Annotated in this window: 23 protein-coding genes; 17 read left to right on the top strand and 6 right to left on the bottom strand. The window is 71.7% G+C overall.

The window, feature by feature from the left end; genetic code table 11:
- The first annotated feature begins 35 nt into the window (after positions 1 to 35).
- The 6 genes from ACRVYW_RS11235 (at position 36) to ACRVYW_RS11210 (ending at position 4,343) form a co-directional block, all read left to right on the top strand.
- A complete protein-coding gene (locus tag ACRVYW_RS11235) occupies positions 36 to 716 on the top strand; it encodes a cyclase family protein (RefSeq protein ID WP_431804625.1) in 681 nt (226 codons plus the stop codon).
- Positions 713 to 1,102 (top strand): hypothetical protein, encoded by a 390-nt coding sequence (locus tag ACRVYW_RS11230; RefSeq protein ID WP_431804624.1) that lies wholly within the window; start codon positions 713 to 715, stop codon positions 1,100 to 1,102. Before ACRVYW_RS11235 ends, ACRVYW_RS11230 begins: the two co-directional genes overlap by 4 nt.
- Positions 1,103 to 1,154: 52 nt before the next feature.
- The gene (locus ACRVYW_RS11225; protein WP_431804622.1) at positions 1,155 to 1,610 is read left to right on the top strand and encodes a MarR family winged helix-turn-helix transcriptional regulator; all 456 of its coding nucleotides are present in this window, start codon (positions 1,155 to 1,157) and stop codon (positions 1,608 to 1,610) included.
- A 77-nt stretch (positions 1,611 to 1,687) separates the two neighbouring features.
- Positions 1,688 to 2,110: an organic hydroperoxide resistance protein gene (locus ACRVYW_RS11220; RefSeq protein ID WP_431804620.1), complete on the top strand. Its 423-nt coding sequence runs from the start codon at positions 1,688 to 1,690 to the stop codon at positions 2,108 to 2,110.
- Between the two features lie 41 nt (positions 2,111 to 2,151).
- Positions 2,152 to 3,300 (top strand): o-succinylbenzoate synthase, encoded by a 1,149-nt coding sequence (gene menC / locus ACRVYW_RS11215; RefSeq protein WP_431804618.1) that lies wholly within the window; start codon positions 2,152 to 2,154, stop codon positions 3,298 to 3,300.
- A 212-nt stretch (positions 3,301 to 3,512) separates the two neighbouring features.
- Positions 3,513 to 4,343, top strand: coding sequence for a hypothetical protein (locus ACRVYW_RS11210; RefSeq protein ID WP_431804616.1), 831 nt, complete (start codon positions 3,513 to 3,515; stop codon positions 4,341 to 4,343).
- 78 nt (positions 4,344 to 4,421) lie between these two features.
- Here the strand turns inward: ACRVYW_RS11210 and ACRVYW_RS11205 are convergent, their stop codons facing one another.
- Positions 4,422 to 5,876 (bottom strand): SPFH domain-containing protein, encoded by a 1,455-nt coding sequence (locus tag ACRVYW_RS11205; protein WP_431804615.1) that lies wholly within the window; start codon positions 5,874 to 5,876, stop codon positions 4,422 to 4,424.
- A gap of 155 nt (positions 5,877 to 6,031) precedes the next feature.
- Between ACRVYW_RS11205 and ACRVYW_RS11200 the strand changes: the two genes are divergently transcribed.
- Positions 6,032 to 6,415 carry a DUF4870 domain-containing protein gene (locus ACRVYW_RS11200; RefSeq protein WP_431804614.1) on the top strand — a complete coding sequence of 128 codons (384 nt, stop codon included), beginning with the start codon at positions 6,032 to 6,034 and terminating at the stop codon, positions 6,413 to 6,415.
- Here the strand turns inward: ACRVYW_RS11200 and ACRVYW_RS11195 are convergent.
- The gene (locus ACRVYW_RS11195) at positions 6,408 to 7,358 is read right to left on the bottom strand and encodes a DUF5996 family protein (RefSeq protein ID WP_431804612.1); all 951 of its coding nucleotides are present in this window, start codon (positions 7,356 to 7,358) and stop codon (positions 6,408 to 6,410) included. The genes ACRVYW_RS11200 and ACRVYW_RS11195 overlap by 8 nt on opposite strands.
- Positions 7,359 to 7,435: 77 nt before the next feature.
- Between ACRVYW_RS11195 and ACRVYW_RS11190 the strand changes: the two genes are divergently transcribed.
- Positions 7,436 to 8,380: an aldo/keto reductase gene (locus ACRVYW_RS11190; protein WP_431804610.1), complete on the top strand. Its 945-nt coding sequence runs from the start codon at positions 7,436 to 7,438 to the stop codon at positions 8,378 to 8,380.
- A gap of 137 nt (positions 8,381 to 8,517) precedes the next feature.
- Complete coding sequence (locus ACRVYW_RS11185) at positions 8,518 to 9,906, top strand: glycine--tRNA ligase (protein ID WP_431804608.1); 1,389 nt, start codon at positions 8,518 to 8,520, stop codon at positions 9,904 to 9,906.
- Positions 9,907 to 10,057: 151 nt separating this feature from the next.
- On the opposite strand, the gene ACRVYW_RS11180 is transcribed toward ACRVYW_RS11185, so the two are convergent.
- Both ACRVYW_RS11180 and ACRVYW_RS11175 read right to left on the bottom strand, forming a co-directional pair.
- The gene (locus ACRVYW_RS11180; RefSeq protein ID WP_431804606.1) at positions 10,058 to 10,882 is read right to left on the bottom strand and encodes a hypothetical protein; all 825 of its coding nucleotides are present in this window, start codon (positions 10,880 to 10,882) and stop codon (positions 10,058 to 10,060) included.
- Positions 10,883 to 11,095: 213 nt separating this feature from the next.
- Positions 11,096 to 11,662 carry an HhH-GPD-type base excision DNA repair protein gene (locus ACRVYW_RS11175; protein WP_431804604.1) on the bottom strand — a complete coding sequence of 189 codons (567 nt, stop codon included), beginning with the start codon at positions 11,660 to 11,662 and terminating at the stop codon, positions 11,096 to 11,098.
- Between the two features lie 72 nt (positions 11,663 to 11,734).
- On the opposite strand from ACRVYW_RS11175, the gene ACRVYW_RS11170 reads away from it, so the two are divergent.
- From ACRVYW_RS11170 to ACRVYW_RS11145, 6 genes are all read left to right on the top strand, one after another.
- Entirely contained in the window at positions 11,735 to 13,258 is a 1,524-nt protein-coding gene (locus ACRVYW_RS11170) for a protoporphyrinogen/coproporphyrinogen oxidase (protein ID WP_431804602.1), read from the top strand.
- A gap of 106 nt (positions 13,259 to 13,364) precedes the next feature.
- Positions 13,365 to 13,763: a hypothetical protein gene (locus ACRVYW_RS11165; RefSeq protein ID WP_431804601.1), complete on the top strand. Its 399-nt coding sequence runs from the start codon at positions 13,365 to 13,367 to the stop codon at positions 13,761 to 13,763.
- 1 nt (position 13,764) lies between these two features.
- Entirely contained in the window at positions 13,765 to 14,175 is a 411-nt protein-coding gene (locus ACRVYW_RS11160) for a phage holin family protein (RefSeq protein WP_431804599.1), read from the top strand.
- Complete coding sequence (locus ACRVYW_RS11155) at positions 14,165 to 14,503, top strand: hypothetical protein (protein WP_431804597.1); 339 nt, start codon at positions 14,165 to 14,167, stop codon at positions 14,501 to 14,503. The genes ACRVYW_RS11160 and ACRVYW_RS11155 overlap by 11 nt, the downstream gene beginning before the upstream one ends.
- Positions 14,504 to 14,691: 188 nt before the next feature.
- Entirely contained in the window at positions 14,692 to 15,492 is an 801-nt protein-coding gene (locus ACRVYW_RS11150; protein ID WP_431804595.1) for a uroporphyrinogen-III synthase, read from the top strand.
- A gap of 246 nt (positions 15,493 to 15,738) precedes the next feature.
- A complete protein-coding gene (locus ACRVYW_RS11145) occupies positions 15,739 to 16,203 on the top strand; it encodes a hypothetical protein (RefSeq protein WP_431804593.1) in 465 nt (154 codons plus the stop codon).
- A gap of 45 nt (positions 16,204 to 16,248) precedes the next feature.
- Here ACRVYW_RS11145 and ACRVYW_RS11140 read toward each other — a convergent pair whose 3' ends face one another.
- The gene (locus ACRVYW_RS11140) at positions 16,249 to 17,079 is read right to left on the bottom strand and encodes an ABC transporter permease (protein WP_431804591.1); all 831 of its coding nucleotides are present in this window, start codon (positions 17,077 to 17,079) and stop codon (positions 16,249 to 16,251) included.
- A complete protein-coding gene (locus tag ACRVYW_RS11135) occupies positions 17,076 to 18,491 on the bottom strand; it encodes an ATP-binding cassette domain-containing protein (RefSeq protein ID WP_431804589.1) in 1,416 nt (471 codons plus the stop codon). Before ACRVYW_RS11135 ends, ACRVYW_RS11140 begins: the two co-directional genes overlap by 4 nt.
- A gap of 130 nt (positions 18,492 to 18,621) precedes the next feature.
- On the opposite strand from ACRVYW_RS11135, the gene ACRVYW_RS11130 reads away from it, so the two are divergent.
- Both ACRVYW_RS11130 and ACRVYW_RS11125 read left to right on the top strand, forming a co-directional pair.
- Positions 18,622 to 19,713 (top strand): enoyl-CoA hydratase/isomerase family protein, encoded by a 1,092-nt coding sequence (locus ACRVYW_RS11130; RefSeq protein WP_431804588.1) that lies wholly within the window; start codon positions 18,622 to 18,624, stop codon positions 19,711 to 19,713.
- 10 nt (positions 19,714 to 19,723) lie between these two features.
- Positions 19,724 to 20,698, top strand: a complete 975-nt coding sequence (locus ACRVYW_RS11125) for a DnaJ domain-containing protein (RefSeq protein ID WP_431804586.1) — start codon at positions 19,724 to 19,726, stop codon at positions 20,696 to 20,698.
- Positions 20,699 to 20,814: the final 116 nt, after the last annotated feature.

Here is a 20,814-nt window from a genome sequence, read left to right as displayed (position 1 = left end):
GCGCGGAGCGCCGGCCGCGACCCTAGGCTGACCCCGTGACCGCACCTCTTTCCGTCGTCGACCTCAGCCACCCGATCCGCGCCGGGCTCGTGACGTACCCCGGGCTCCCGGCCCCCGAGATCACGCCGTTCCTCACGCGCGAGAATTCTCGCGCGACGTACGCGCCCGGCACCGAGTTCGCGATGGACGTCATCACGATGATCGGCAACACCGGCACGTACCTCGACTCCCCCTTCCACCGCTACCTCGACGGGCCCGACCTCGCCGGGCTCGACCTCTCGACGCTCGTCGGACTGCGGGCGGAGGTGTTCCACCTGACCGAGGCCTGGACCGCCGAGCGCCGCGGCATCGGGCCCGAGGCGTTCGCGGACCGCGACCTCCAGGGCGCCGCTGTGCTGATCCACACGGGGTGGGACCGACACTTCGGCGCCCCGGAGTACGGCCGCGGCGCGCCGTTCCTCACAGCCGAGGGCGCCCGGCGACTGATCGATGACGGCGCGACGCTCGTGGGCATCGACTCCGTGAACATCGACGACACCGAGTCGGGCGGCGAACGTCCCGCGCACACGCTGCTGCTCGGCGCCGGCGTGCATGTGGTCGAGCACCTCACCCGGCTCGGCGACCTGCCCGCCTCGGGCGCTCTGTTCACCGCCGCCCCGCCCGCCGTCGAAGGCTTCGGGACGTTCCCGGTGCGGGCGTTCGCGCAGGTGCCGTGAGCGCGGCGGGTGGGACCCTCGACGGCGCGACGCCGCACCGGCGGGGAGACGGTGAGCTCGTCGGCTGGATCCTGCCCGACGGCGAGCGGTGGCGGGCGCTCGACCTGCTCGGACGCGAGGTCGTGGCGGATGCCGAATGGCTGGATGCCGAAGACGCGATCGAGCGCCGCGGTCTCGCGTACCTCGCCGACCCGTGGGTGCTCGAGCGCGAGGGCGCGGTGCCCCTCCGCGTGCGGCTGCTCGAGGTGACACCCGAGCGCATCGTCGTCAAGGCCGAGGATTTCGGCGACGTCAGCCGTCCGACCGAGCGGGTCACGCTGCCGTGGCCGCTTCCGGCGGCGCTGCGCGCGCCCCGGCCCGACGACCCCGACGCGTACGCACTCTGAGACGCGCATCGGAAAGGTTGTGCGCAATTCAATTGCGTGCAACCATGAAGTCATGACCTCGGAGATCGACGATTACGTCTGCTTCGCGATGTATACCGCCTCGCACGCGACGACGCAGGCGTACCGCGAGGTGCTGAAGCCGTGGGGCCTCACCTACCCGCAGTACCTCGCGATGGTCGTCTTGGCCGCGGACGATGCCGGCGGTCGCACCGTGTCGGATCTCGGCGACGAGATGCACCTCGACTCCGGGACGCTCTCGCCGCTGTTGCGCCGCCTCGAGGCGCGCGGATTCGCTTCCCGCCGCCGCGACACTGTCGACGAGCGCGTCGTCCGGGTCGCGCTTACGAGTGAGGGTCGTGCGACGCTCGCCGCCGTGCGCGAGGCCGCCGGATGCCTCGTGCGCGCCTTTCTCGACGGAACGGGCCACCCCCGCGACCTGCTCGAGCGTCTCGGCGCCATCACCGAGAACATGCGCGCGCTCGCCGCGCAGCTGCGCACGGCCGCCTGAGCCGCGGCATCCTGCTGCCGCACACCGCGGGCGGCCAGGTCGCCGTCGAAAGTCCCCCATCGAAAGGAATCATCCCCATGGACATCGTCTACACCGCCGAAGCACTCGCCACCGGAGACGGCCGCAACGGCCACGTCCGCACGGCGGACGGCATCCTCGACACGGACGTGCGCGTACCCAAGGAGATGGGCGGCGCCGGGGGCGCCCCGAACCCGGAGCTGCTGTTCGCCGCCGGCTACGCCGCGTGCTTCCACAGCGCACTCCAGGCCGTCGCCCGCGCGCAGAAGGTCGCCATCGACGGATCGACCGTCGGTTCGCGCGTCGGCATCGGGTCGAACGGTCAGGGCGGATTCGGGCTCGCCGTGGAGCTCGAGGTCAACATCCCCGAGGTCGACCCCGCCGTCGCGCAGCAGCTCGCCGACGCGGCGCACCAGGTGTGCCCCTACTCGAACGCGACGCGCGGCAACATCGACGTCACGGTCACCGTCGTCGACGACTGACGAGCGTCGTAACGCCGCGACTCCCGGCGTAGCCTGACCCCATGCCGATCGCCCGCCCCGCCGCCCCGGTCCGCCTCGAGGCGGTCGAGTTGCGCGTCCTGCACCTTCCGCTCGTCTCGCCGTTCACGACATCGTTCGGCACCGAGACCGAGCGCGAGGTGATCGTCGTCCGCGCGCGAACGGCGGGCGGCGACGGCTGGGGCGAGATCGTCACCCAGCAGGCACCGCTGTACTCGAGCGAGTACACGCAGGGCGCGTGGGACGTCGCGCAGCGCTTTCTCGTGCCGGCGCTGCTGAATGCCGGGAGTCCGGATGCCGGGACCCTCGCGCCGGAGGACGTCTCCGGCATCCTGGAGCCCTTCGTCGGGCACCGGATGGTCAAGGCCGGACTCGAGCTCGCCGTGCTCGACGCCGCGCTCCGCGCCGAGGGGCGGCCGCTCGGGGAGTATCTCGGCGTCGTACGTGACCGCATCCCGAGCGGCGTGTCGGTCGGCATCCAGCGCGATCCGGCGGCGCTCGTCGAGGCGGTCGGCCGCTACCTGGAGGAGGGGTACGTCCGCATCAAGATCAAGATCAAACCCGGGCGGGACGTCGTCGACACGGCGGCGGTGCGGGATGCCTTCGGCGCGATTCCCCTGCAGGTCGATGCCAATTCCGCGTACTCCCTCGCCGACGTCGAGATCCTCGCCGAGCTCGACCGGTTCGACCTCCTTCTCATCGAGCAGCCGCTCCAAGAGGACGACATCGTCGACCACGCGACCCTCGCGGCGCGCCTGCACACGCCCGTGTGTCTGGACGAGTCGATCGTGTCGGCGAAGGCGGCCGCCGACGCCCTGGCGCTTCGCGCGGCATCCGTGATCAACATCAAAGCCGGCCGGGTCGGCGGCTACCTCGAGGCCGTGCGCGTCCATGATCTGTGCCGCGACGCCGGTGTACCGGTCTGGTGCGGCGGAATGCTCGAGACCGGTATCGGCCGCGCGGCGAACGCGGCACTCGCCGCGCTCCCGGGGTTCACGCTGCCGGGCGACGTGTCGGCGTCGAACAGGTTCTACACGCGCGACGTCGTGACCGAGCCGATCGTCCTCGAGGACGGGCACGTGCGGGTGCCGACCGGGCCCGGCATCGGCGTCGAGATCGACCCCGTCGCGCTCGATGATGCGACCGTCGCGCGCGTCGAGCTGCGCCGCTGAGCGGCGCTGAGCGGGGCTGAGCGGCGGTGCACATGCCGGTCTGGCGAGCGGAGCGGAACACAACTCAGGCAGAACGGCGTCGTCCGCCGTTTCGGGGGCTCGGGCGGGCGACTCTGCCTGAATTGTGTCCCACCGCGGGCGGTGCCGGCGAGCTGGTGTTGCGTATTCAGTCCGGGAGACAGCGTGCAGGCCGACAACCGCCGATATCGGGGGTGCTACGTCCCGGGGGACTGAAGACGGCTCGCGCACTCGGGGTGGCGCTCGTCGCGATGATGCTCGCAGGGTGCGCTGCGGACGCGCCCGCGCCGGTGCCGACCGCCGCCGACGGCGCGCTGCCGCAGGGCATCACCGTCGCGGTGACCCAGCTCCGGTCGGACGTCGCGGAGCGGCAGGCGCAGGTCCAGATCCGGAACGGCACCGACGGCACAATCCGCATCGGCGCGGTGCGCCTTGACGACCCGCGGTTCGCGGGGTCGGCGACGCGCGTCATCGAGCGCACGTCGACCGTCGCGGCGGGCGCGACCCTGAACGTGCGGGTGCAGCTGCCGGATGCCGCGTGCGGGAGCGACAGCGATGCCTCGGCGACCAACGCCCCGCGCTCGACCGTCACGGTCGACTACGAAATCGATGGGCGCGCGGGCACGGCATCGGCCCCGGCCGCGGAGGTGTTCCCGTTCCTCGATGCGCTCCACGCGCGAGACTGTGCCGCGGCCCGGGTCGCTGAGATGGCGGACGTCGGGTTCGGCGCCTTCACCCCGTCTGCCGCGGGTCAGCCCGCCGAGCTCCAGCTCTCCGTCGTCCCCCGATCAGAGGAGGGCGCGCTCGAGGTCACCGGCATCCGCGAGACGAACCTCTTGAGCTTCATCGGGGTGGATGCCGGGCTCCTGGCGCTCGATATCGACATCGCCGGCGATGCCCGCCCGGCGGCCACGGTCACGCTGCCGCTCGTGCCGGCGCGGTGCGATCCGCACGCCGTGCAGAGGACAAGCGCGGCACCGTCTTCACCCTCGACGTCACCGTCGACGGGACGCCAGGTCAGGTGACGCTCGCGGCACCGCCCGACCTGAAGGCCCGGTTGCTGACGTGGGTGACGGCGTGGTGCGGGTACGGGTGAGGTGTCGTCAGGCGCTCGGCGGCGGAGTGGTCGGTCGCTCGGCTGCCGCCGCGAACGCGTCGGCGGCGTCGGTCGCCTGCGCGTCACCCGCATCGCCTCGCGCCGCGGAGCCGGCGGCATCCTCGCGGATGCCCTGCGCGATTCCGCGCCCCGTCGCCTGACCCTGGATGACCTGGCGCAGGTCGATGCCCGTCGCCGCCTCGATCGCGTCGAACGACGCGCGCATGCTCGACGCCGACTCGGCCGCCATGTGCGACGACGCGCCCTCGCCGCCGAGGACGGTGATCGAGCCGACCTTGTCGAAGCCACGCGCGAACTCGGTCATCATCGGCACGAGCGCCTCGAGCGCGCGCTGCGCGAGGAGAGCTTCCTGGTTGCGCGAGAGCGCCTCGGCCTCGGCCTCGATCGCCGCGGCCCGCGCCTCACCGACGAGGCGCACCGACTCGGCTTCGGCCTGCGCGCGCAGGCGGGTGGCCTCGGCCTCCTGCGCCGCGATCTGGGCGCGCGCCTCGGCCGCCTTGACCTCGCTGTAGGCCGCGGCATCCGCCGCCCGCTGCCGCTCGTAGAGCGACGCGTCGGCGACCTTCTTGATGTCGGCGTCGAGCTGAGCCTGCTTGTTCTCGGCGCCCTGGAGCAGAACGGCCTGCTCGCGCTCGGCGCGGGCGAGCGCTTCGGCCTGCTCGGCCTCGGCGCGGGCGCGACCGACCTCGGCGGCGGCTGCGGCGGAGTTCTTGTCGAACGCGGTCTGCTCGACGAGGTTCTGCTCGTCGGTCGCGATCTGGCGGGCGCGCACCTCGCGGGCCGCGTTGATGCGGGCGACGTCGGCCTCGCGGCGCACCCGCTCGACCTCGGTCGCGCCCAGCGCGTCGATGTAGCCGTTCTTGTCGGTGATGCCCTGGATCTGGAACGAGTCGAGGATGAGGCCCTGCGCAAGCAGGTCGCTCTTGATGCCCTCGGCGATCTGGTCCGACAGCTTCTGCCGGTCCTTCATGAGCTGCTCGACGGTCAGGGTCGCGACGACGCCGCGCAGCGCGCCCTCGAGCTGTTCGGTCGTGAACTGCTCGATCGCACCGTCCTGCGACAGGAAGCGCTCGGCCGCGCGACGGACGAACTCGGGGTCGGAGCCGATCTTCACGAGCGCGACGCCCGACACGTTCACCGTGACGCCGTTGGATGCCTGGGCCGTCGGCTCCATCTTGATCTGCCGCGCGCGCAGCGAGATCATCTCGGCGCGCTGCGTCAGCGGGTTGACGAGGGCGCCGCCCCCGGTGATGACGGAGATGCGCGAGGACTCTCCCGAGGCGTTCTTCTGGTTGCGACCGACGACGACGAGCGCCTGGTCGGCCTTGGCCACCTTGTACCAGGCCCGCACCATGATGAGCAGGAAGATCAGCAGGATGATGGCGGCGACCACGGCGATCGAGACGATCACGATGGTGCCCCCGGCGGCGAAGACGTCCACGGGGCTCCTTTGTCGAGGGGTCGAGCTTTGTCGAGGGGTCGAGCTTTGTCGAGGGGTCGAGCTGTGTCGAGGGGGATCGAGCTGTCCTTCGACCCTATCGAGGTTCCCCGACACGCGCCCGGCCGGTGCCCCCGCATCCCCGTAGGCTGGGTGCCATGACCAACCCGCCGTATCCTCCGCAGCCTCCGTACGGCGCAGCCCCGGGGCCGCAGCCGATGAATCCCGCCGACGAGCGGATGTGGGCGACACTCGTGCACGTCGGCGGCATCTTCCTCGGCTTCTGGTCGGCGCTGATCGGCTACCTCGTCTTCAAGGACCGCGGTCCGTTCGTGCGCGCACACACCGCGACGGCGCTCAACTTCCAGCTCACGCTGCTCATCGCCAGCATCGTGGCAGGCATCCTGACGATCGTCGTCATCGGATTCTTCCTGCTCGCCGCGATCTGGGTGCTCAACATCGTCTTCTCGATCATCGCGGCGCTGAAAGCCAACAAGGGCGAGTGGTACCGCTACCCCGCGACCATCACGTTCGTCAGCTGACGCCGGGCCCCTCGGCACCTGTCGCGGCATCCGTCGCCTGCGGCCAGCCCGCCGTCTCGGCGCCCGCCCGGTACGTCGCCTCGAGGAACGCCAGGAGTAGCGCGTCGGGGTCGTCCGCCTCGCGCACCGCGCGATAGGGGAGGACGAACTCGCCGAGCGCGGTGTCGAAGTACGCTCCCTCGACCCCGAGATCGCGCTCGCGGAAGCCCTCGGGCTCGGGGTAGGTGTACGAGTAGAACGCGCCCTCGTCGGCGCCGCCCGGCCAGTAGCCGGCGCTGGAGACCTCGGCGTCGTACGCCTCGTACATGACCCAGTCGGGGCAGTTCGGGACGCCGCCCGGGTGCTGCGGCGCGGGGCGGCCGCTGAAGCGCGAGACCGCGAGGTCGAACGCGCCCCAGAAGAAGTGGACGGGGCTGCCCTTGCCGTCCCACTCGGCGCGGAAGTCGTTCATGACCTCGGATGCCGTGATCAGCGTCCGCCAGAACCGCGTCACCGCCGCGGGATCGTAGGAGGCGTGGGTCTCGTCGTCGGCGAACGGGATCGCCACGGCGAGTTCGACCGGCACGGGGTAGATGGTCGCGGGCACCTCGAGCGCGGCGAGCGCCTCCACGAACTCCCCGTAGAAGTCGGCGACCGTGCGGGGGCGCAGGGCGATGGTGCGCGTCGCGCCGTCGGTGCGCTCGAAGACGAGCTCGTGGCCGCCCGACTCCGTGCGACCGGAGAAGTCGAAGCGCACCTCGAGCCCGTGGGCGCCGCACGGCATGAGCGAGGTGGTCAGACCCCGGGCATCCACGTACAGCGGCACGTTCCACCAGTGGTTGACCTTCGGGGTGAGCTCCAGTCGGAGCTTGCCGACCATCTGCGTCCACAACTGCAGCGTGTCGCGCGTGTCCTCCCAGTCGGCGACGGGGGCGGCGGGCCAGCGAACCTCACGTGCATCCATGCCCTTCACCCTGACACGGGGGCGCCCGGACCGCGAGGGGCCTCGACCGCACCGGCGCGCGCGATTAGAGTCGACGGATGCCTGCCGTCACCACCGTCCCCCTCGGCCCCACCGCCTCCACCGTCCCGAACGTCGTCCTCGGGCTCATGCGCATCGCCGAGTCGAGCGACGACGAGGTGCGCACGCTCGTCGGCGCCGCGCGCGACGCCGGCATCGACTTCTTCGACCACGCCGACATCTACGGGCCGCAGCTGCACGCGTGCGAGCGCCGGTTCGCCGAAGCAATGCGGCTGAGCCCGTCCGAGCGTGCCGAGATCACGATCCAGTCGAAGACCGGCATCGTCAAGGACGGCCCGTACTACGACTTCTCGTACGACCACATCGTGCGCTCCGTCCAGGGCTCGCTTCAGGCGCTCGACACCGACTACCTCGACATCCTGCTGCTGCACCGGCCCGATCCGCTCATCGAGCCCGACGAGGTCGCGCGCGCGTTCGACGACCTCGAACAGAGCGGCAAGGTACGCGCCTTCGGCGTCTCCAACCACACGCCGCGCCAGATCGATCTGCTGCGGACGGCGGTGCGCCAGCCGATCGTCGCGAACCAGCTGCAGCTGTCGATCCCGCACTCGCCGATCATCGCGCAGGGCGTAGCGGCGAACATGTCCGGGTTCGCGCAGGCGGTCACCGAGGACGGCGGCGGCATCGTCGACTACTGCCGCGTGAACAGCATCACGATCCAGGCGTGGTCGCCGCTGCAGTCGGGGACGGATGCCGGGGTGTTCCTCGGTTCGCCGGCCTACGCCGACCTGAACGCCGTCATCGACCGCCTGGCGGCGCAATACGCCGTGACGCCCCTCGCGATCGCGACCGCCTGGATCACCCGGCATCCCGCGGGCATGCAGGTGGTGCTCGGAACCACGACCCCCGAACGGGTCACAGAAGCGGCCGCGGGGTCGGACCTCCCGCTCACCCGCCCGGAGTGGTACGAGCTCTTCCGCGCCGCGGGGCACCGCATCCCCTGATCTGGCACCCCGTCATCTGGGACCCGCCGCGGAGCGCGGCGCCGACGTCGGTAGAATCGAGGGATGCCGGTGCACCCCCGGCGCCCCCGGCATCCGCCTTCTCGCGCTTTCGCGCACACGACCATTTGGAGCCACCTGTGGCCGAGCCCTCCCGCCTCGACAAAGTCATCGCCCTCGCCCGTCACCGCGGGTTCGTGTTCCAGGCCGGTGAGATCTACGGCGGCTCGCGTTCCGCCTGGGACTACGGTCCCCTCGGCACCGAGCTCAAGGAGAACATCCGTCGGCAGTGGTGGCAGACCTTCGTCCGTGGTCGCGGCGACATGGTGGGCCTCGACTCGTCGGTGATCCTCCCGAAGCGCGTGTGGGAGGCATCCGGCCATGTCGCGACCTTCACCGACCCGCTCGTGGAGTGTCTGCACTGCCACAAGCGCTTCCGCGCCGACAACCTCATCGAGGACTTCGAGGCGCGCAAGGGTCGCGCCGCCGAGAACGGCCTCGCCGACATTCCCTGCCCGAACTGCGGTACGAAGGGGCAGTACACCGAGCCGAAGGCGTTCTCGGGTCTCGTCAAGACGTATCTGGGCGTCGTCGATGACGAGTCGGGCCTGCACTTCCTGCGCCCCGAGACCGCACAGGGCATCTTCGTGAACTTCTCGAACGTCCTCACCGCGTCGCGCAAGAAGCCGCCGTTCGGCATCGGCCAGGTGGGCAAGGCGTTCCGCAACGAGATCACGCCCGGCAACTTCATCTTCCGCACGCGCGAGTTCGAGCAGATGGAGATCGAGTACTTCACGCCTCCGGAGGAGGCCCAGGAGTGGTTCGAGCACTGGGTGAAAGCCTGCTGGGACTGGTTCATCGAGCTCGGCATCGATCCCGAGAATCTGCGGCAGTTCGACGTCCCCGAGGACGAGCGGGCGCACTACTCGGCGGGCACGATCGACGTCGAGTACCGCTTCGGCTTCGCCGGCAAGGAGTGGGGCGAGCTCATGGGCGTCGCCAATCGCACCGATTACGACCTCTCGTCGCACATCGAGGCGTCGGGGCAGAAGCTGCAGTACTTCGACCAGGCATCCGGCACGACCTACGTGCCGTACGTCATCGAGCCCTCTTTCGGTCTGACGCGCGCGATGATGGCGTTCCTCGTCGACGCGTACCGCGAAGAGGAGGTGCCGAACGCGAAGGGCGGCACCGACACCCGCACCGTCCTGGCCCTTGACCCGCGCCTCGCGCCGGTCAAGGTCGCGGTGCTGCCGCTCTCGCGCAACGAGAAGCTCTCGCCGCTCGCGCGTCAGGTCGCCGATGCGCTGCGTGCGCAGGGCTGGAACGTCGACTTCGATGACGCCGGCGCGATCGGGCGCCGCTATCGCCGCCAGGACGAGATCGGCACCCCGTACTGCGTCACGGTCGATTTCGACTCGCTCGAGGACGAGGCCGTCACCGTCCGCGATCGCGACACGATGGCGCAGCAGCGCGTCGACCTGGCGGATCTCGTCAACTACCTCGCCGAGCGCCTGCGCGGCGCCTGACGCGCGCGGCGCGAGGGCGTGGGGCGGCGGGGTGGATCACCGACGCAGGAGATATCGCGCACACAGGACCGCCGCGCGGGTAAGCATCCTGTCTCGGTGAGATCTCCTGTGGCCGTGAGGAGTGTCGGCGCAAGCGGCGCGAGCCGTCGCGTCAGTCGAGCGCGGAGAGTGACGGATGCCTCGCGAGGCCGTCCGCTCCGCGGGTGGCGAAGACCGACATCACCGCTGCGAGCGGCGCGTGCGGGCCTTGAAGGAGGAGGGGTGCGACGCCGGGGAACTCGCACACCAGGGTGTTCGCGGCGACCTCGGGATACACGGCGGTCATCGCCCCGTAGTCGAAGCTGAGCCAGCCTTCAGCTGTGCGGACGGCGAGCCGGTGGTTGCTGACGAGCACGTGCGCCTGCTGCCAGTCGCGCCACTGCTCGCGGGCCTGCTGCCGCGCAGCCGATCGCGACGCTGCGTTGCCGATGCCAGTGATTGCCATGACGCCCAGTACGAAGGCGGGACTGCCGTACGCGAAGCTCGATGTCGTCGTGTAACGGGCGTCGGTGCCGTAGTAGCGGGCATAAGAGGTCGGCACGGCGGCGAAGAACAGCTCTCCGGCGTAGGGTGCGAGATCCCATTGATCGATCGAGGCCGGTACCTCGCGGCGGAGCAGCGTGGCGCGCAGCGCGCGGGCGTTGTCCCACGCGTGCTGATGGGCGGCGCGCTCTCCGGCCAGACGCAGTTCGCCCTTGCTGAAGTGCCCGCGCCGCCGTCGCGCTGCGCGGTAGGTCTTCACGCCCTGGACGATGGCGACGACGACGAGCACGAGCGGGCCGACGAACGCGACGGCGAGAAGCCCGAGTGCTCCGAGTGTCTCGTTGGGCGTCGGCGAGCGGTCGGGCCCCGCGAGAGCGGTGACACCCCACATCGCGAGGAGATAGACGGCCGCCGCGAGGAGGGCGGGGACGATCCATCGCAGATGCCGACGCATGCCCTTCACGGTAGCGGCGCTCACGGCGCGGGAGGTGGCGGGGTGTGGATAACCCGTCGATGTCCGGCGTGCGGCCTCGCGGGGGCGGGGGCGCGGGGTGGATCACCGACGCAGGAGATATCGCGCACACAGGACCGCCGCGCGGGTAGGCATCCTGTCTCGGTGAGATCTCCTGCCTTGGTGAGGTGAGGTGAGGTGAGGTGGCCGCGGGCCTCAGCCCTTGGCGGCGGCCTTCGCGGCGCGCTTGTACTCCCGCACCTTGGTCAGGCTCTCGGGCGAGGTGATGTCGGCGACGGAGCGGTACGACCCCTCGTCGCCATAGGGGGCGGATGCCTCGCGCCACCCCGACCCCGTGAAGCCGTACTGCTTGCCGAGCAGCGCGAGGAAGATCTTGGCCTTCTGCTCGCCGAAGCCGGGGAGCGCCTTCAGGCGCTTCAGGACTGTCGCCCCGTCGGGCTCACCCGACGTCCAGAGCGCGGCGGCATCCCCACCCCAATCGTCGACGAGCGCCTGGCTGAGCGCCTGCACGCGCCCGGCCATCGACCCCGGGAACCGGTGGACGGCGGGCGTCTCCTTGAAGACCTCGACGAAGGCGTCCGGGTCGTACGCCGCGAGGGATGCCGCGTCGAGCGACCCGGTGCGCTGCTCGATCTTCAACGGGCCGGTGAAGGCCGTCTCCATCGCGATCTGCTGGTCGAGGAGCATGCCGATCAGAAGCGCGAGCGGGTTCTGCGTGAGCAGCGCGTCGGCGGCGTCGTCGTCGGTGATGTGCAGGGCCATGGCATCCATCGTCCCACGCGCGGCCGCTCAGGTCCCGGCGCGTCCCCGGCCGGCGGTGGGAGGATGGATGCCATGGCCGCGCCCGACGACCCTGACCTCGACCACCCGCGTCCCGACCCGCAGGACCCGGACCTCCTGGCCCGCGCACGCCGCACGCACGTCGCCGTCGTCGGCGGGGGTGTCGCGGGACTCGTCGCGGCGCTGGAATGGGCGAAGATCGGCGCGCACGTGACCGTGCTGGAGAGCGCGGAACGTTTCGGGGGTGCTGTCGAGACGGTGGAACTCGACGGGCTGCCGGTCGATCTCGTCGCCGACGCGTTCCCCCCGGCATCCCCTGCCCTGCACGCGCTGCTCGACGAGTTGCGCCTGCTGCCCGAGGTGGAGGATGCCGCCGCGCACCCGGCTTGGATCGCGGGGCTTCCCGGTGGTGCGAAGGCCGGCGGTGCGAAGGCCGGTGGTGCGAAGGCGGGCGGTGCGAACGCGGGTGGGGCGGCGCCGCTGCCGACACGGACGGTCCTCGGCATCCCGGCGAACCCGTGGGCCGACGACGTGCGCAGGGTCATCGGATGGCGAGGCACGTGGCGCGCCTACCTCGACCGCCTGCGCCCGCCGCTGACGATCGGGCACGAGCGCAGTCTCGGCCGCCTCGTGCGTACGCGCATGGGCGACCTCGTCGCCGACCGCCTCGTCGCGCCGGTCACGCGCGGGCTGTACAGCACCGACCCGGACAACATCGACGTCGAGGTCGCGGCGCCGGGCCTCAGCACCGCGCTCACCCGCACCGGATCGCTCGCGGGGGCGGCCCTCGACCTCCTGCCCGACGACGAGCCCCGCCGCACGACGCTCCGCGGAGGTTACGGCCGGCTGCCCGACGCTCTCGTCCAGCGCCTCCGCGACCTCGGCGCGCACCTCCGCACCGGTGTCCGCCCGGTGACGCTCACGCGCGAGGATGCCTGGACGATCGCGCTCGACGACGCCTCGACCTCCGACGGCGTCGGCGTTCTCGTCGCCGATGTCGTGATCCTGGCGTCTCCGTCCGTCGCCGCATCCGCGCTGCTGGCGACGGCGGGGATTCGGACCGAGCCGATCTCCACCACCCTGCGCGATGTCGTGACCCTCGTCGTCGATGCCCCCGCGCTCGATGCCGCGCCGCGCGGCCGGGCGGTGTATCCCCTCGATCCCGGCCCGACCGACGCGGTCGCCCTCACCCTTCCGACCGTCGATTGGCCGTGGCTCGCCGCCGCGGCCGGTCCCGGGCGCCACGTCGTCCGCGTGACGCTGCCCGCCGATCCGACGCGCGACGCGGACAACGCCGCGACGGATGCCGCGCGCGCCGCGGGGGGGCTCCTCGGGGTCGCGATGGGCACCCCGCGGGCGAGCGCGCTGCGCCGGGTCGACGCGGCACCGCCGGCATCCGCCCTCGGCCATGCCGAGCGGGTCGCCGCCGTCCGTGCCGCGGTGAACGAGCACCCGGGTCTCGCGGTCGTCGGCGCGAGTCTCGCGGGGAGCGGCGTCGCGCAGGTGGTCGCCGACACGGTCGCCGAGGTCGATCGCCTGCGCACCAGCGTCCTGTGGGGAGCCGACCGCTCCGCGTGACGCGGCGATACCAGCCTGGGGCGCCTCTGGCAAGAGCGGATGCCCGCCGCGGCATACGGCGTTACCCTGGGACCTACATCACACCGTTTCGACCGTGAGGAGCACCATGAGAGGCAAGTTCGGGATCGTCGTGGGGTTCGCCGCGGGGTACGTCTTCGGCACGCGCGCCGGGCGCGAGCGGTACGAGCAGATCAAGGCGGGCGTGGGCAAGCTCTGGCACACCGAGCCCGTCCAGAAGCAGGTGCGAAAGGCGAAGGAACTCACGAAGTCCGCCGCCTTCGCCCTTCCGTCGGCCCTCTGGGACGGCGCGGTGAAGGTCACGAAGGCCGCCTCGAAGGGCACGACGCCCGGCCAGAAGCTCGACGCGGCGCTCATCGCCGCCGACGACTCGGCCGACGAGGTCGCACTCGGAGCCCGCATCTCGGCGAACGAAGCGAAGCGCTCCGCCGACAAGGCCGTCGCAGACATCAAGGACGGCATCGAGAAGAAGGCCGCGGACGACTGAGATGAGCACTCCCCGCGGATTCCGAGACCGCGCCGACGACAGCCTCTTCACCCTGATCGGGGAGGTGCCCGAGCTTTTCCGCAACCTCATCGTCGCCGAGATCGACTCGGCGAAGTCATGGGCGAAGAAGACGGGAAAGCAGGCGGGCCTCGGCGGCGTCTGGTTGGTCGTGGCCCTCTTCTTCCTGTTCTGGTCGATCCCCGCCCTCGGGGCCTTCGCGATCATCGGGCTGTCTTCGTGGATGGAGCCCTGGGTCGCGTCGCTCATCGTGCTGGTGGTCGGTCTGCTGCTGGCCGTCATCGCGGCGATCCTCGGGCTCCTGAGATTCAAGAAGCTCCGCTCGACCGAGACCCCCGCCCAGGCGATCGCCGTCGACGCCCGCATCGTGAAGGACGTGACCGATGAGTACTGAACCGACCTCCCGCAGCGGCTCGCCCGCGAAGAGCACGAAGGCCTCGGCGCCTGCGCGCACCGACTCGACCCCGGTTCCGCGGACGGCTGTCGCCCTCGGCATCACCGACCCGGTCGAGAAGGCACGCGCCGAGCTCAAGGCGACCCTCGCCGCCATCGAGGAGAAGACGAACGTCCCCAAGCGGGTTGCGCGGTCGACCGACCGCGTCGTCGCCGACGCGCGCGGATTCGCCCGCAGCAATCCGAACGGAGCGATCGCGGCGGCCGTCGGTATCGCTGCGGCGGTGGGCTTCGCGGTGTGGGGGATCGTGCGTCTGTACACGCGGTGACGATGGTGCGCTCCGACCGCGCTGGCACCCCGCACCGGGCTCAGGGGTATGCTCGTGTACCAGGCAGTGGCGACGATGCATAGGCTGCCGGCCCAGCCGACCCGAGGCACACAGCAGCTGGACGCCCGGGTCCGACGAGGTCGGATGTGCGATCACGTGTGTCCGACGGAGCATCACGAGAGTCGAGCATGAACACAGATCCGCACGCCGCGGCCGCCAAGCCCCTCAAGGGCTGGCGCGTGCTGGTGCCGCGTGGCGGTCCGTGGGGCGACTCGGTCGCGGCGACGCTTCGCAGCCAGGGCGCGGTCCCGGTGATCGCACCGCTCATCAACTTCGCGCCCTCCACCGACCAGGAGACGCTCGAGCAGGCGCTGGCCGACCTCGCCGCCGGTGCGTTCGACTGGGTGACCCTGACGAGCGCGACTACCGTCGACGTGCTCTACGCGTATCGCGCCGAGATCCCCTCCACGACCCGCGTCGCGGCCGTCGGCGAGACGACCGCGGCGGCGCTCGCGGCGGTCGGCTACAAGGTCGACCTCGTGCCCGACGAGGACAACTCCGCCGCCGGTATGGCCGCCCAGTTGCTCGAGCTCGAGCCGGAGCCGCGCCGCATCCTGACCCTGCGCAGCGAGATCGCGAAGCCGGTGCTCACCAAGCGTCTGACCGAGGCAGGGCATGACGTCCGGAGCGTCGTCGCCTATCGCACGGTGGGCGTGCCCGTGACCGAACGCATCGCGCACGACGTCGAGAGCGGGCGAATCAACGCGATCCTCGTCACGAGCGGCTCGGTCGCCGAGCAGGTGCACCTGCAGTTCCCCGACATCCCGGCATCCACCGTCATCGCCGCCATCGGTCCGCGCACGGCGAAGGATGCCCGGAAGGCCGGCCTCGGGGTGAATGTCGTCGCGCGCGAGCAGACGGTCGGCGGCCTGATCGCCGCCGTGCAGAAGTTCCCGCTGCCGCACGCGACCGACGAATTCGCCGTCTGACCCTCGCGCCGGGCTGCCCCGCGCCTCGCTCGCCTCGCGTCTCGCCCGCTCGCGTTCGCGCGCATGCGGCTCGCGAATCACCCGGCATTTCTCGAATCACCGGCGGTTTCGCGCGAGACGGCCGGTGATTCGCGAAACCGGCGGTGATTCGCGAGCCAGAGTCGGGGCGAGAGGGGCGCGCGGGAAGAGACACGATCGTTGCCCCGGTGGCGCGCCGCGCGGCGCGGACGCTGGCAGACTGAAGTCATGGTGACTCTGCTGCTCGATTCGACGCAGTTGGAAGTCGTGCTCTCGGGCACCGAACGCGCCCTCTCGCGGCGGTCGACGTCGGTGCGGATCGAGCGCGACCTCATCCAGAAGGTGCAGCTCACCGACGACCCGTGGAACTGGCTGCGCGGTGTGCCGAGCCTCGGAACGCTCGTCCGCGGCGTCGTGGCGATGGGGACGTGGGCCTCGGCCGGGGGCAGCGACTTCGTCGTCGTGCGCCGTCGCCGCGCGGGCGTCATCATCGACCTCGACGAGAGCGCAGAGTTCTCGCGCCTGCTGCTCACGACACGGCACGGCCTCGAGCTCGTTCGGGCGCTGCGACTGGAGGGCGAGGATGCCGCCGCGCCCGTGACTGAGATCGTCGCCGCGGCCGACGATCCGGAAGCCCCGGCATCCGCGCGTGCGCCACGCCCGCGGCGCACGCCGCGCCCCGCCATCGCGTGACGGATGCCGACCGGCTCCTCGCCGGCGGAGCCGGCGCGCTGACGGTCAGCTCACGTCGCGGCGCCAGCTGAAGAGCCAGCCGAGCAGCAGGAAGACCACGGCGTACCCGAGCAGCAAAAGCCCGCCGACCCACCAGTCGAGGCCGCCGCCGGAGGCATCCGTGCCGCCGAGTGAGGTGTAGATGCTCGCGCCGACGAGAGCGTCGGAGGCCGCACCGGAGAGGTACTTCGCGACGTCGGAGAGTCCCTCGATGAACGCGCTGATCGTGCGGAGAATCGGCTCGATGAACTGCGTGAACGCGAGCACGCTGACCACGGCCGCCACCTGGTTGCGGATGAGCGTGCCGGCGCCGACGCCGATGAGCGTCCACAGGACGAGCGCGATCACCATCCGACCGATCATCGCCCATGTCTCGCTCCGGTCGAGGAGCGTGTCCAGGCCCAGGGCGGCGAGGGCGGCGGCGCCGATCCCGACCGCCGCGACGATCCCGACCGCCGCGTACAGGAGCCCCATGACGATGCCCGCGCCGACCTTGCCACCGAGCGCGACGCCGCGCCGCGGGGTCGCGAGGAACGTCGGGGTGAGCGTCTGGTGTCGGAACTCGTTCGTGACCATCAGTGTGCCGATGAGCAGCGGGAAGACATACCCGACCGACGTCGCGATGCTGTAGACGACCGGCGGGACGGCATCGACGGGGAGGGCCGGGCCGTTGACCGCGTCGGGGCCGAGAGTGCCGTTCGCGACGGCGCCCAGGGTGCCGCCGAGGCCGCCGGCGGTCACGCCGACGTACAGGAACATCACGAGCGCGAGAATCCACCACATCGATGTGGTGAACTGCTTCGTCAGCTCGGAGCGGGTGGCGCGCGCGAGGCTCATCGCTCCTCCTCGGAGTCGGATGGCTCATCGGCGGATGCCTCGACGGGGGATGCCTCGGTGGATGCCTCGACGGAGGATGCCTCGGTGGGTCCCTCGACGGGGGCAATCTCGCCTGTCGGCTCCGGGTCGACGGTGGCGTCGTATCGGGCGAAGAACGCGTCGGCTTCGTCGTCGGCATCGGTGCGCGCCTGACCCTCGTCCCAGTGCGCGGGCGCATCGACCGGGACGGGCGGTTCCTCCTGATCGACGTCCGCGTGTTCGGGTTCGGGATCGACGTCCGGGTCGAGGGCCTGTTCGGGTTCGGGTTCGGGTTCGGGTTCGATGGGAGGCTCCGCATGAGGTTCCTCGGCAGCGTCCGAATCCAGCGAGGCCGCCGGATCGGCCGCCGTCGACTCTGCCACCCCCGCCGACTCGGCTGCAGGCGCCGAATCGGCCATACCAACCGGCGCCGCCGCCCCCGACTCGGCCACCACAGGCGCCGGCTCGGCCACCACAGGCGCGGCATCCGCCGCCTGCACGCGCGTCCCGTCGACGAGACCGAGGAACACTTCCTCGAGGGCCGGGCCCTTGCGCTGCAGGTTCGACAGCGCGACGCCGGCGCCGGCCGCGATCGCCCCGAGCGCGGCCGGGTCGGAGGACTGCACGGTGAACCCTGTGCGCAGCGGCTCGTAGCCGATGCCCGCGGCATCCAGCGCTGCGCCCAGAGCGGCGCGGTCGGGAGAGTCGATGACGGTCGTATAGTCCTCGGGCTGCGTGAGCCCGGCGAGATCGCCCTGGTAGACGAGGCGGCCGCGCGAGATGATCAGCAGCGCCGAGACCGTCTGCTGGACCTCGGCGAGCATGTGCGACGAGATGAGCACCGTGCGGCCCTCGTCGGCGAGTCGCCGCAAGAACCCGCGGAGCCACTTGATGCCTTCGGGGTCGAGCCCGTTCGCCGGTTCGTCGAGCACGAGCACGCCCGGGTCGCCGAGCAGCGTGTACGCGAGTCCGAGCCGCTGCCGCATGCCGAGCGAGTATCCGCCGACCTTGCGCCCTGCGGCATCCGTCAGCCCGACGAGGCCGAGCACCTCGTCCACGCGCCGATCGGGCAGCCCCGCCGCGCGCGCATAGACCTTGAGGTGGTTCGCGCCGGTGCGACCGGGGTGGAAGCTGGATGCCTCGAGCGCCGCGCCGACGGTCTGCAGGGGCCGGGGGAGGTCGGCGTAGCGGCGCCCTCCGATCGTCGCCGTGCCGGAGGTCGCGCGGACGAGTCCGAGGAGGATGCGGAGCGTCGTGGTCTTCCCCGCGCCGTTGGGCCCGAGAAAGCCCGTCACCGTGCCCGGTTCGACGCGGGCGGTGAGCCCGTCGACGGCGGAGACGCCGCCGAAGCGCTTGGTCACATCGGTGAACTCGAGCACCAGTCCTTCGGGCATCGCGGGCCTCTCGTCGGTGGGGGCGTCACGTCCATCCTGGCGGAGATGCCCACGGTGCGTGGGGTGCCGCGCCGCGGCGACCATGCACGCCGGGGCGGCCGGTGCGCCGCACGCGGGTAACGTTGGCCGGGTGAGCGAGCACTCGACCAGCCCCCGACCCGACGAGGACGCGACCGTTCTCGTTCGCTCCGACAGCGGCGTCGGACACCTGACCCTGAACCGGCCGCGCGCGATCAACGCGCTCGACATCGGCATGATCGAGCGGCTCGCCGCCGCCCTCGACGACTGGGAGGGCGACGCCGACGTCCAGCTCGTCCTGATCGAAGGGGCGGGCGAGCGCGGCCTGTGCGCCGGCGGCGATGTGCGGGGGCTCCGCCAGATGATCGTCGACGGCGAGCCCGAGCGGACCGCCGAATTCTTCGTGCCGGAGTACACCCTCAATGCGCGGATCTTCGAGTATCCCAAGCCGATCGTCGCGATCGCCGACGGCGTCACGATGGGCGGCGGCATCGGCCTCGCCGGGCACGCGTCCGTGCGGGTCGTCACCGAGCGCTCGCGCCTCGCGATGCCCGAGACGCGCATCGGGTTCACGCCCGACGTCGGCGGGTCGTGGCTTCTTGCGCAGGCCCCCGGCCGCGTCGGCGAGTACCTCGCCCTGACGGGCGCGTCGATGGATGCCGCCGACGCCATCTACGCCGGGTTCGCCGACGCGATGGTCCCGAGCGAGCGGCTGGACGACCTGCGCGACGCGCTCCTCACCCGCGCCGACCCCGGCACGCCCGCCGAGATCGTGCTGCTCTTCGACGAGACCCCCGAGCCGTCCGCGCTCGCCGCCGCGCGGGAGTGGATCGACGACGCGTTCGCCGCCGACACCGTCACCGAGATCATCGACCGCCTGCGCGCCCGGCCGGAGGCTGAGGCATCCGCCGCCGCCGACACGCTCGAGGAGCTCTCGCCGACCGCACTCGCCGTCTCGCTCGCGGCCGTCCGCTCGGCGCGCGCGCTGCCCGACCTGCGCGCCGCGCTCGCGCAGGAGTACGGCCTCGTGCTGTGGTTCGCGCACACCCAGCCCGACCTCGTCGAAGGGATCCGCGCGCAGGTCGTCGACAAGGACCGGACGCCAGCCTGGTCGCCCGCCTCCCTCGCCGACGTCGCCGACGGGCCCGACGGCATCGCCGCGGAGGCGCTCGCGTGGGCACCGCCCACGCCCCTGTGGGGCTGACGAGGCGACCGTGTTCGACTCTCCCCTGTCGGCATCCGCGTACGAGGTCCTCGCTGTCGCGTGGGATGCCTCGGACGACGACCTCCGGCGCGCCTACCGCCTGCGGCTGCGCCAGACGCACCCCGACACGGGAGGCGACGCCGCGCTGTTCGTGCAGGTGCAGCGCGCGTGGGAGCTCGTCGGCACCGCCGAGGCGCGCGCGGCGTACGACCGCGGCCACGGGTTCGGGGGCACGGAGGCGCCGCGGTTCGGGCCGGGCGGGTCCGGTCCCGGCTCCGGCTCCGCTTCTGGTGGCGGTGGCGCGGGTGGCTGGAGGCCGCCGGGGCGCGGGGCCGACACGCGACCCCGTGCGCGGTCGTTCGGCCAGCCCGGTGGGTGGCGGCGCGAGCGGTACCTGACGCTCATGCGCGAGTGGGTGGGGCGCGGGGCGGACCTCCCCGACCCGTACGACCCGGCGCTCGTCCGGTCGGCACCGCGGGAGCTCAAGCGCCTTCTCGCCGACGCGCTCGCCGAGGAGGAGACCGCGCGCATCGTCGGCGACCTCGGCATGGGGTACACCGTGTGGCACGACGTCGCCGCCGACCCGCGCGACCCCGAGCTGAAGCTCGACCACATCGTCCTCGGGCCGAGCGGGTTGTACGCGGTGCTCAGCGAGGACTTCGGCGGTCCTGTGCGCCTGCGCCGCGGGGAGCTCATCGGCGACGGGGTTGAGGGCGCGCCGATCGGCGACCTCGTCGCGGCATCCCGCGCCCTCGCGCGGAGCGCCCGCGTGAAGTTCGGCGGCGCGATCGTCGTGTTGCCCGATGACGACGTACCCACCGCGATCGAGGAGATCGGCAAGGTCCGCGGCACCCCCGTCGGCGTCGTCGCCCGCTCGGCGCTGTCGACGGTCCTCCGCCGCGGCCTTACCGGCGCGCGCGACATCGGCGGCAACGAGCTGTTCGATGTCCGCACCCGCCTGCAGGCCGCCGTGCGCTTCGTCTGACGCCGCCCGCCGTGCACGTGGCACCGCTCGCGAATCACCGGTGCTTTCGCGAATCACCGGGCGATGCGCGCAAATCCGGCGGTGACTCGCGCAACCGGCGGTGATTCGCGAGCCAG

This window comes from Microbacterium sp. bgisy203, from assembly GCF_965345155.1.
Taxonomy (GTDB): Bacteria; Actinomycetota; Actinomycetes; order Actinomycetales; family Microbacteriaceae; genus Microbacterium.
The sequence above is the reverse complement of the archived record's forward strand: the minus strand, read 5'-3'. Positions and strand labels throughout refer to the sequence as shown.

What these genes read in the sequence shown, in the direction of transcription:
- ACRVYW_RS11145 (WP_431804593.1), top strand. Translation starts at nt 15,739, where the DNA reads ATGGTGACTCTGCTGCTCGATTCGACGCAGTTGGAAGTCGTGCTCTCG.
- ACRVYW_RS11200 (WP_431804614.1), top strand. Translation starts at nt 6,032, where the DNA reads ATGACCAACCCGCCGTATCCTCCGCAGCCTCCGTACGGCGCAGCCCCG.
- menC (WP_431804618.1), top strand. Translation starts at nt 2,152, where the DNA reads ATGCCGATCGCCCGCCCCGCCGCCCCGGTCCGCCTCGAGGCGGTCGAG.
- ACRVYW_RS11175 (WP_431804604.1), bottom strand. Translation starts at nt 11,662, where the DNA reads ATGGCCCTGCACATCACCGACGACGACGCCGCCGACGCGCTGCTCACG.
- ACRVYW_RS11190 (WP_431804610.1), top strand. Translation starts at nt 7,436, where the DNA reads ATGCCTGCCGTCACCACCGTCCCCCTCGGCCCCACCGCCTCCACCGTC.
- ACRVYW_RS11160 (WP_431804599.1), top strand. Translation starts at nt 13,765, where the DNA reads ATGAGCACTCCCCGCGGATTCCGAGACCGCGCCGACGACAGCCTCTTC.
- ACRVYW_RS11170 (WP_431804602.1), top strand. Translation starts at nt 11,735, where the DNA reads ATGGCCGCGCCCGACGACCCTGACCTCGACCACCCGCGTCCCGACCCG.
- ACRVYW_RS11225 (WP_431804622.1), top strand. Translation starts at nt 1,155, where the DNA reads ATGACCTCGGAGATCGACGATTACGTCTGCTTCGCGATGTATACCGCC.
- ACRVYW_RS11140 (WP_431804591.1), bottom strand. Translation starts at nt 17,079, where the DNA reads ATGAGCCTCGCGCGCGCCACCCGCTCCGAGCTGACGAAGCAGTTCACC.
- ACRVYW_RS11150 (WP_431804595.1), top strand. Translation starts at nt 14,692, where the DNA reads ATGAACACAGATCCGCACGCCGCGGCCGCCAAGCCCCTCAAGGGCTGG.
- ACRVYW_RS11165 (WP_431804601.1), top strand. Translation starts at nt 13,365, where the DNA reads ATGAGAGGCAAGTTCGGGATCGTCGTGGGGTTCGCCGCGGGGTACGTC.
- ACRVYW_RS11180 (WP_431804606.1), bottom strand. Translation starts at nt 10,882, where the DNA reads ATGCGTCGGCATCTGCGATGGATCGTCCCCGCCCTCCTCGCGGCGGCC.
- ACRVYW_RS11195 (WP_431804612.1), bottom strand. Translation starts at nt 7,358, where the DNA reads ATGGATGCACGTGAGGTTCGCTGGCCCGCCGCCCCCGTCGCCGACTGG.
- ACRVYW_RS11135 (WP_431804589.1), bottom strand. Translation starts at nt 18,491, where the DNA reads ATGCCCGAAGGACTGGTGCTCGAGTTCACCGATGTGACCAAGCGCTTC.
- ACRVYW_RS11220 (WP_431804620.1), top strand. Translation starts at nt 1,688, where the DNA reads ATGGACATCGTCTACACCGCCGAAGCACTCGCCACCGGAGACGGCCGC.
- ACRVYW_RS11155 (WP_431804597.1), top strand. Translation starts at nt 14,165, where the DNA reads ATGAGTACTGAACCGACCTCCCGCAGCGGCTCGCCCGCGAAGAGCACG.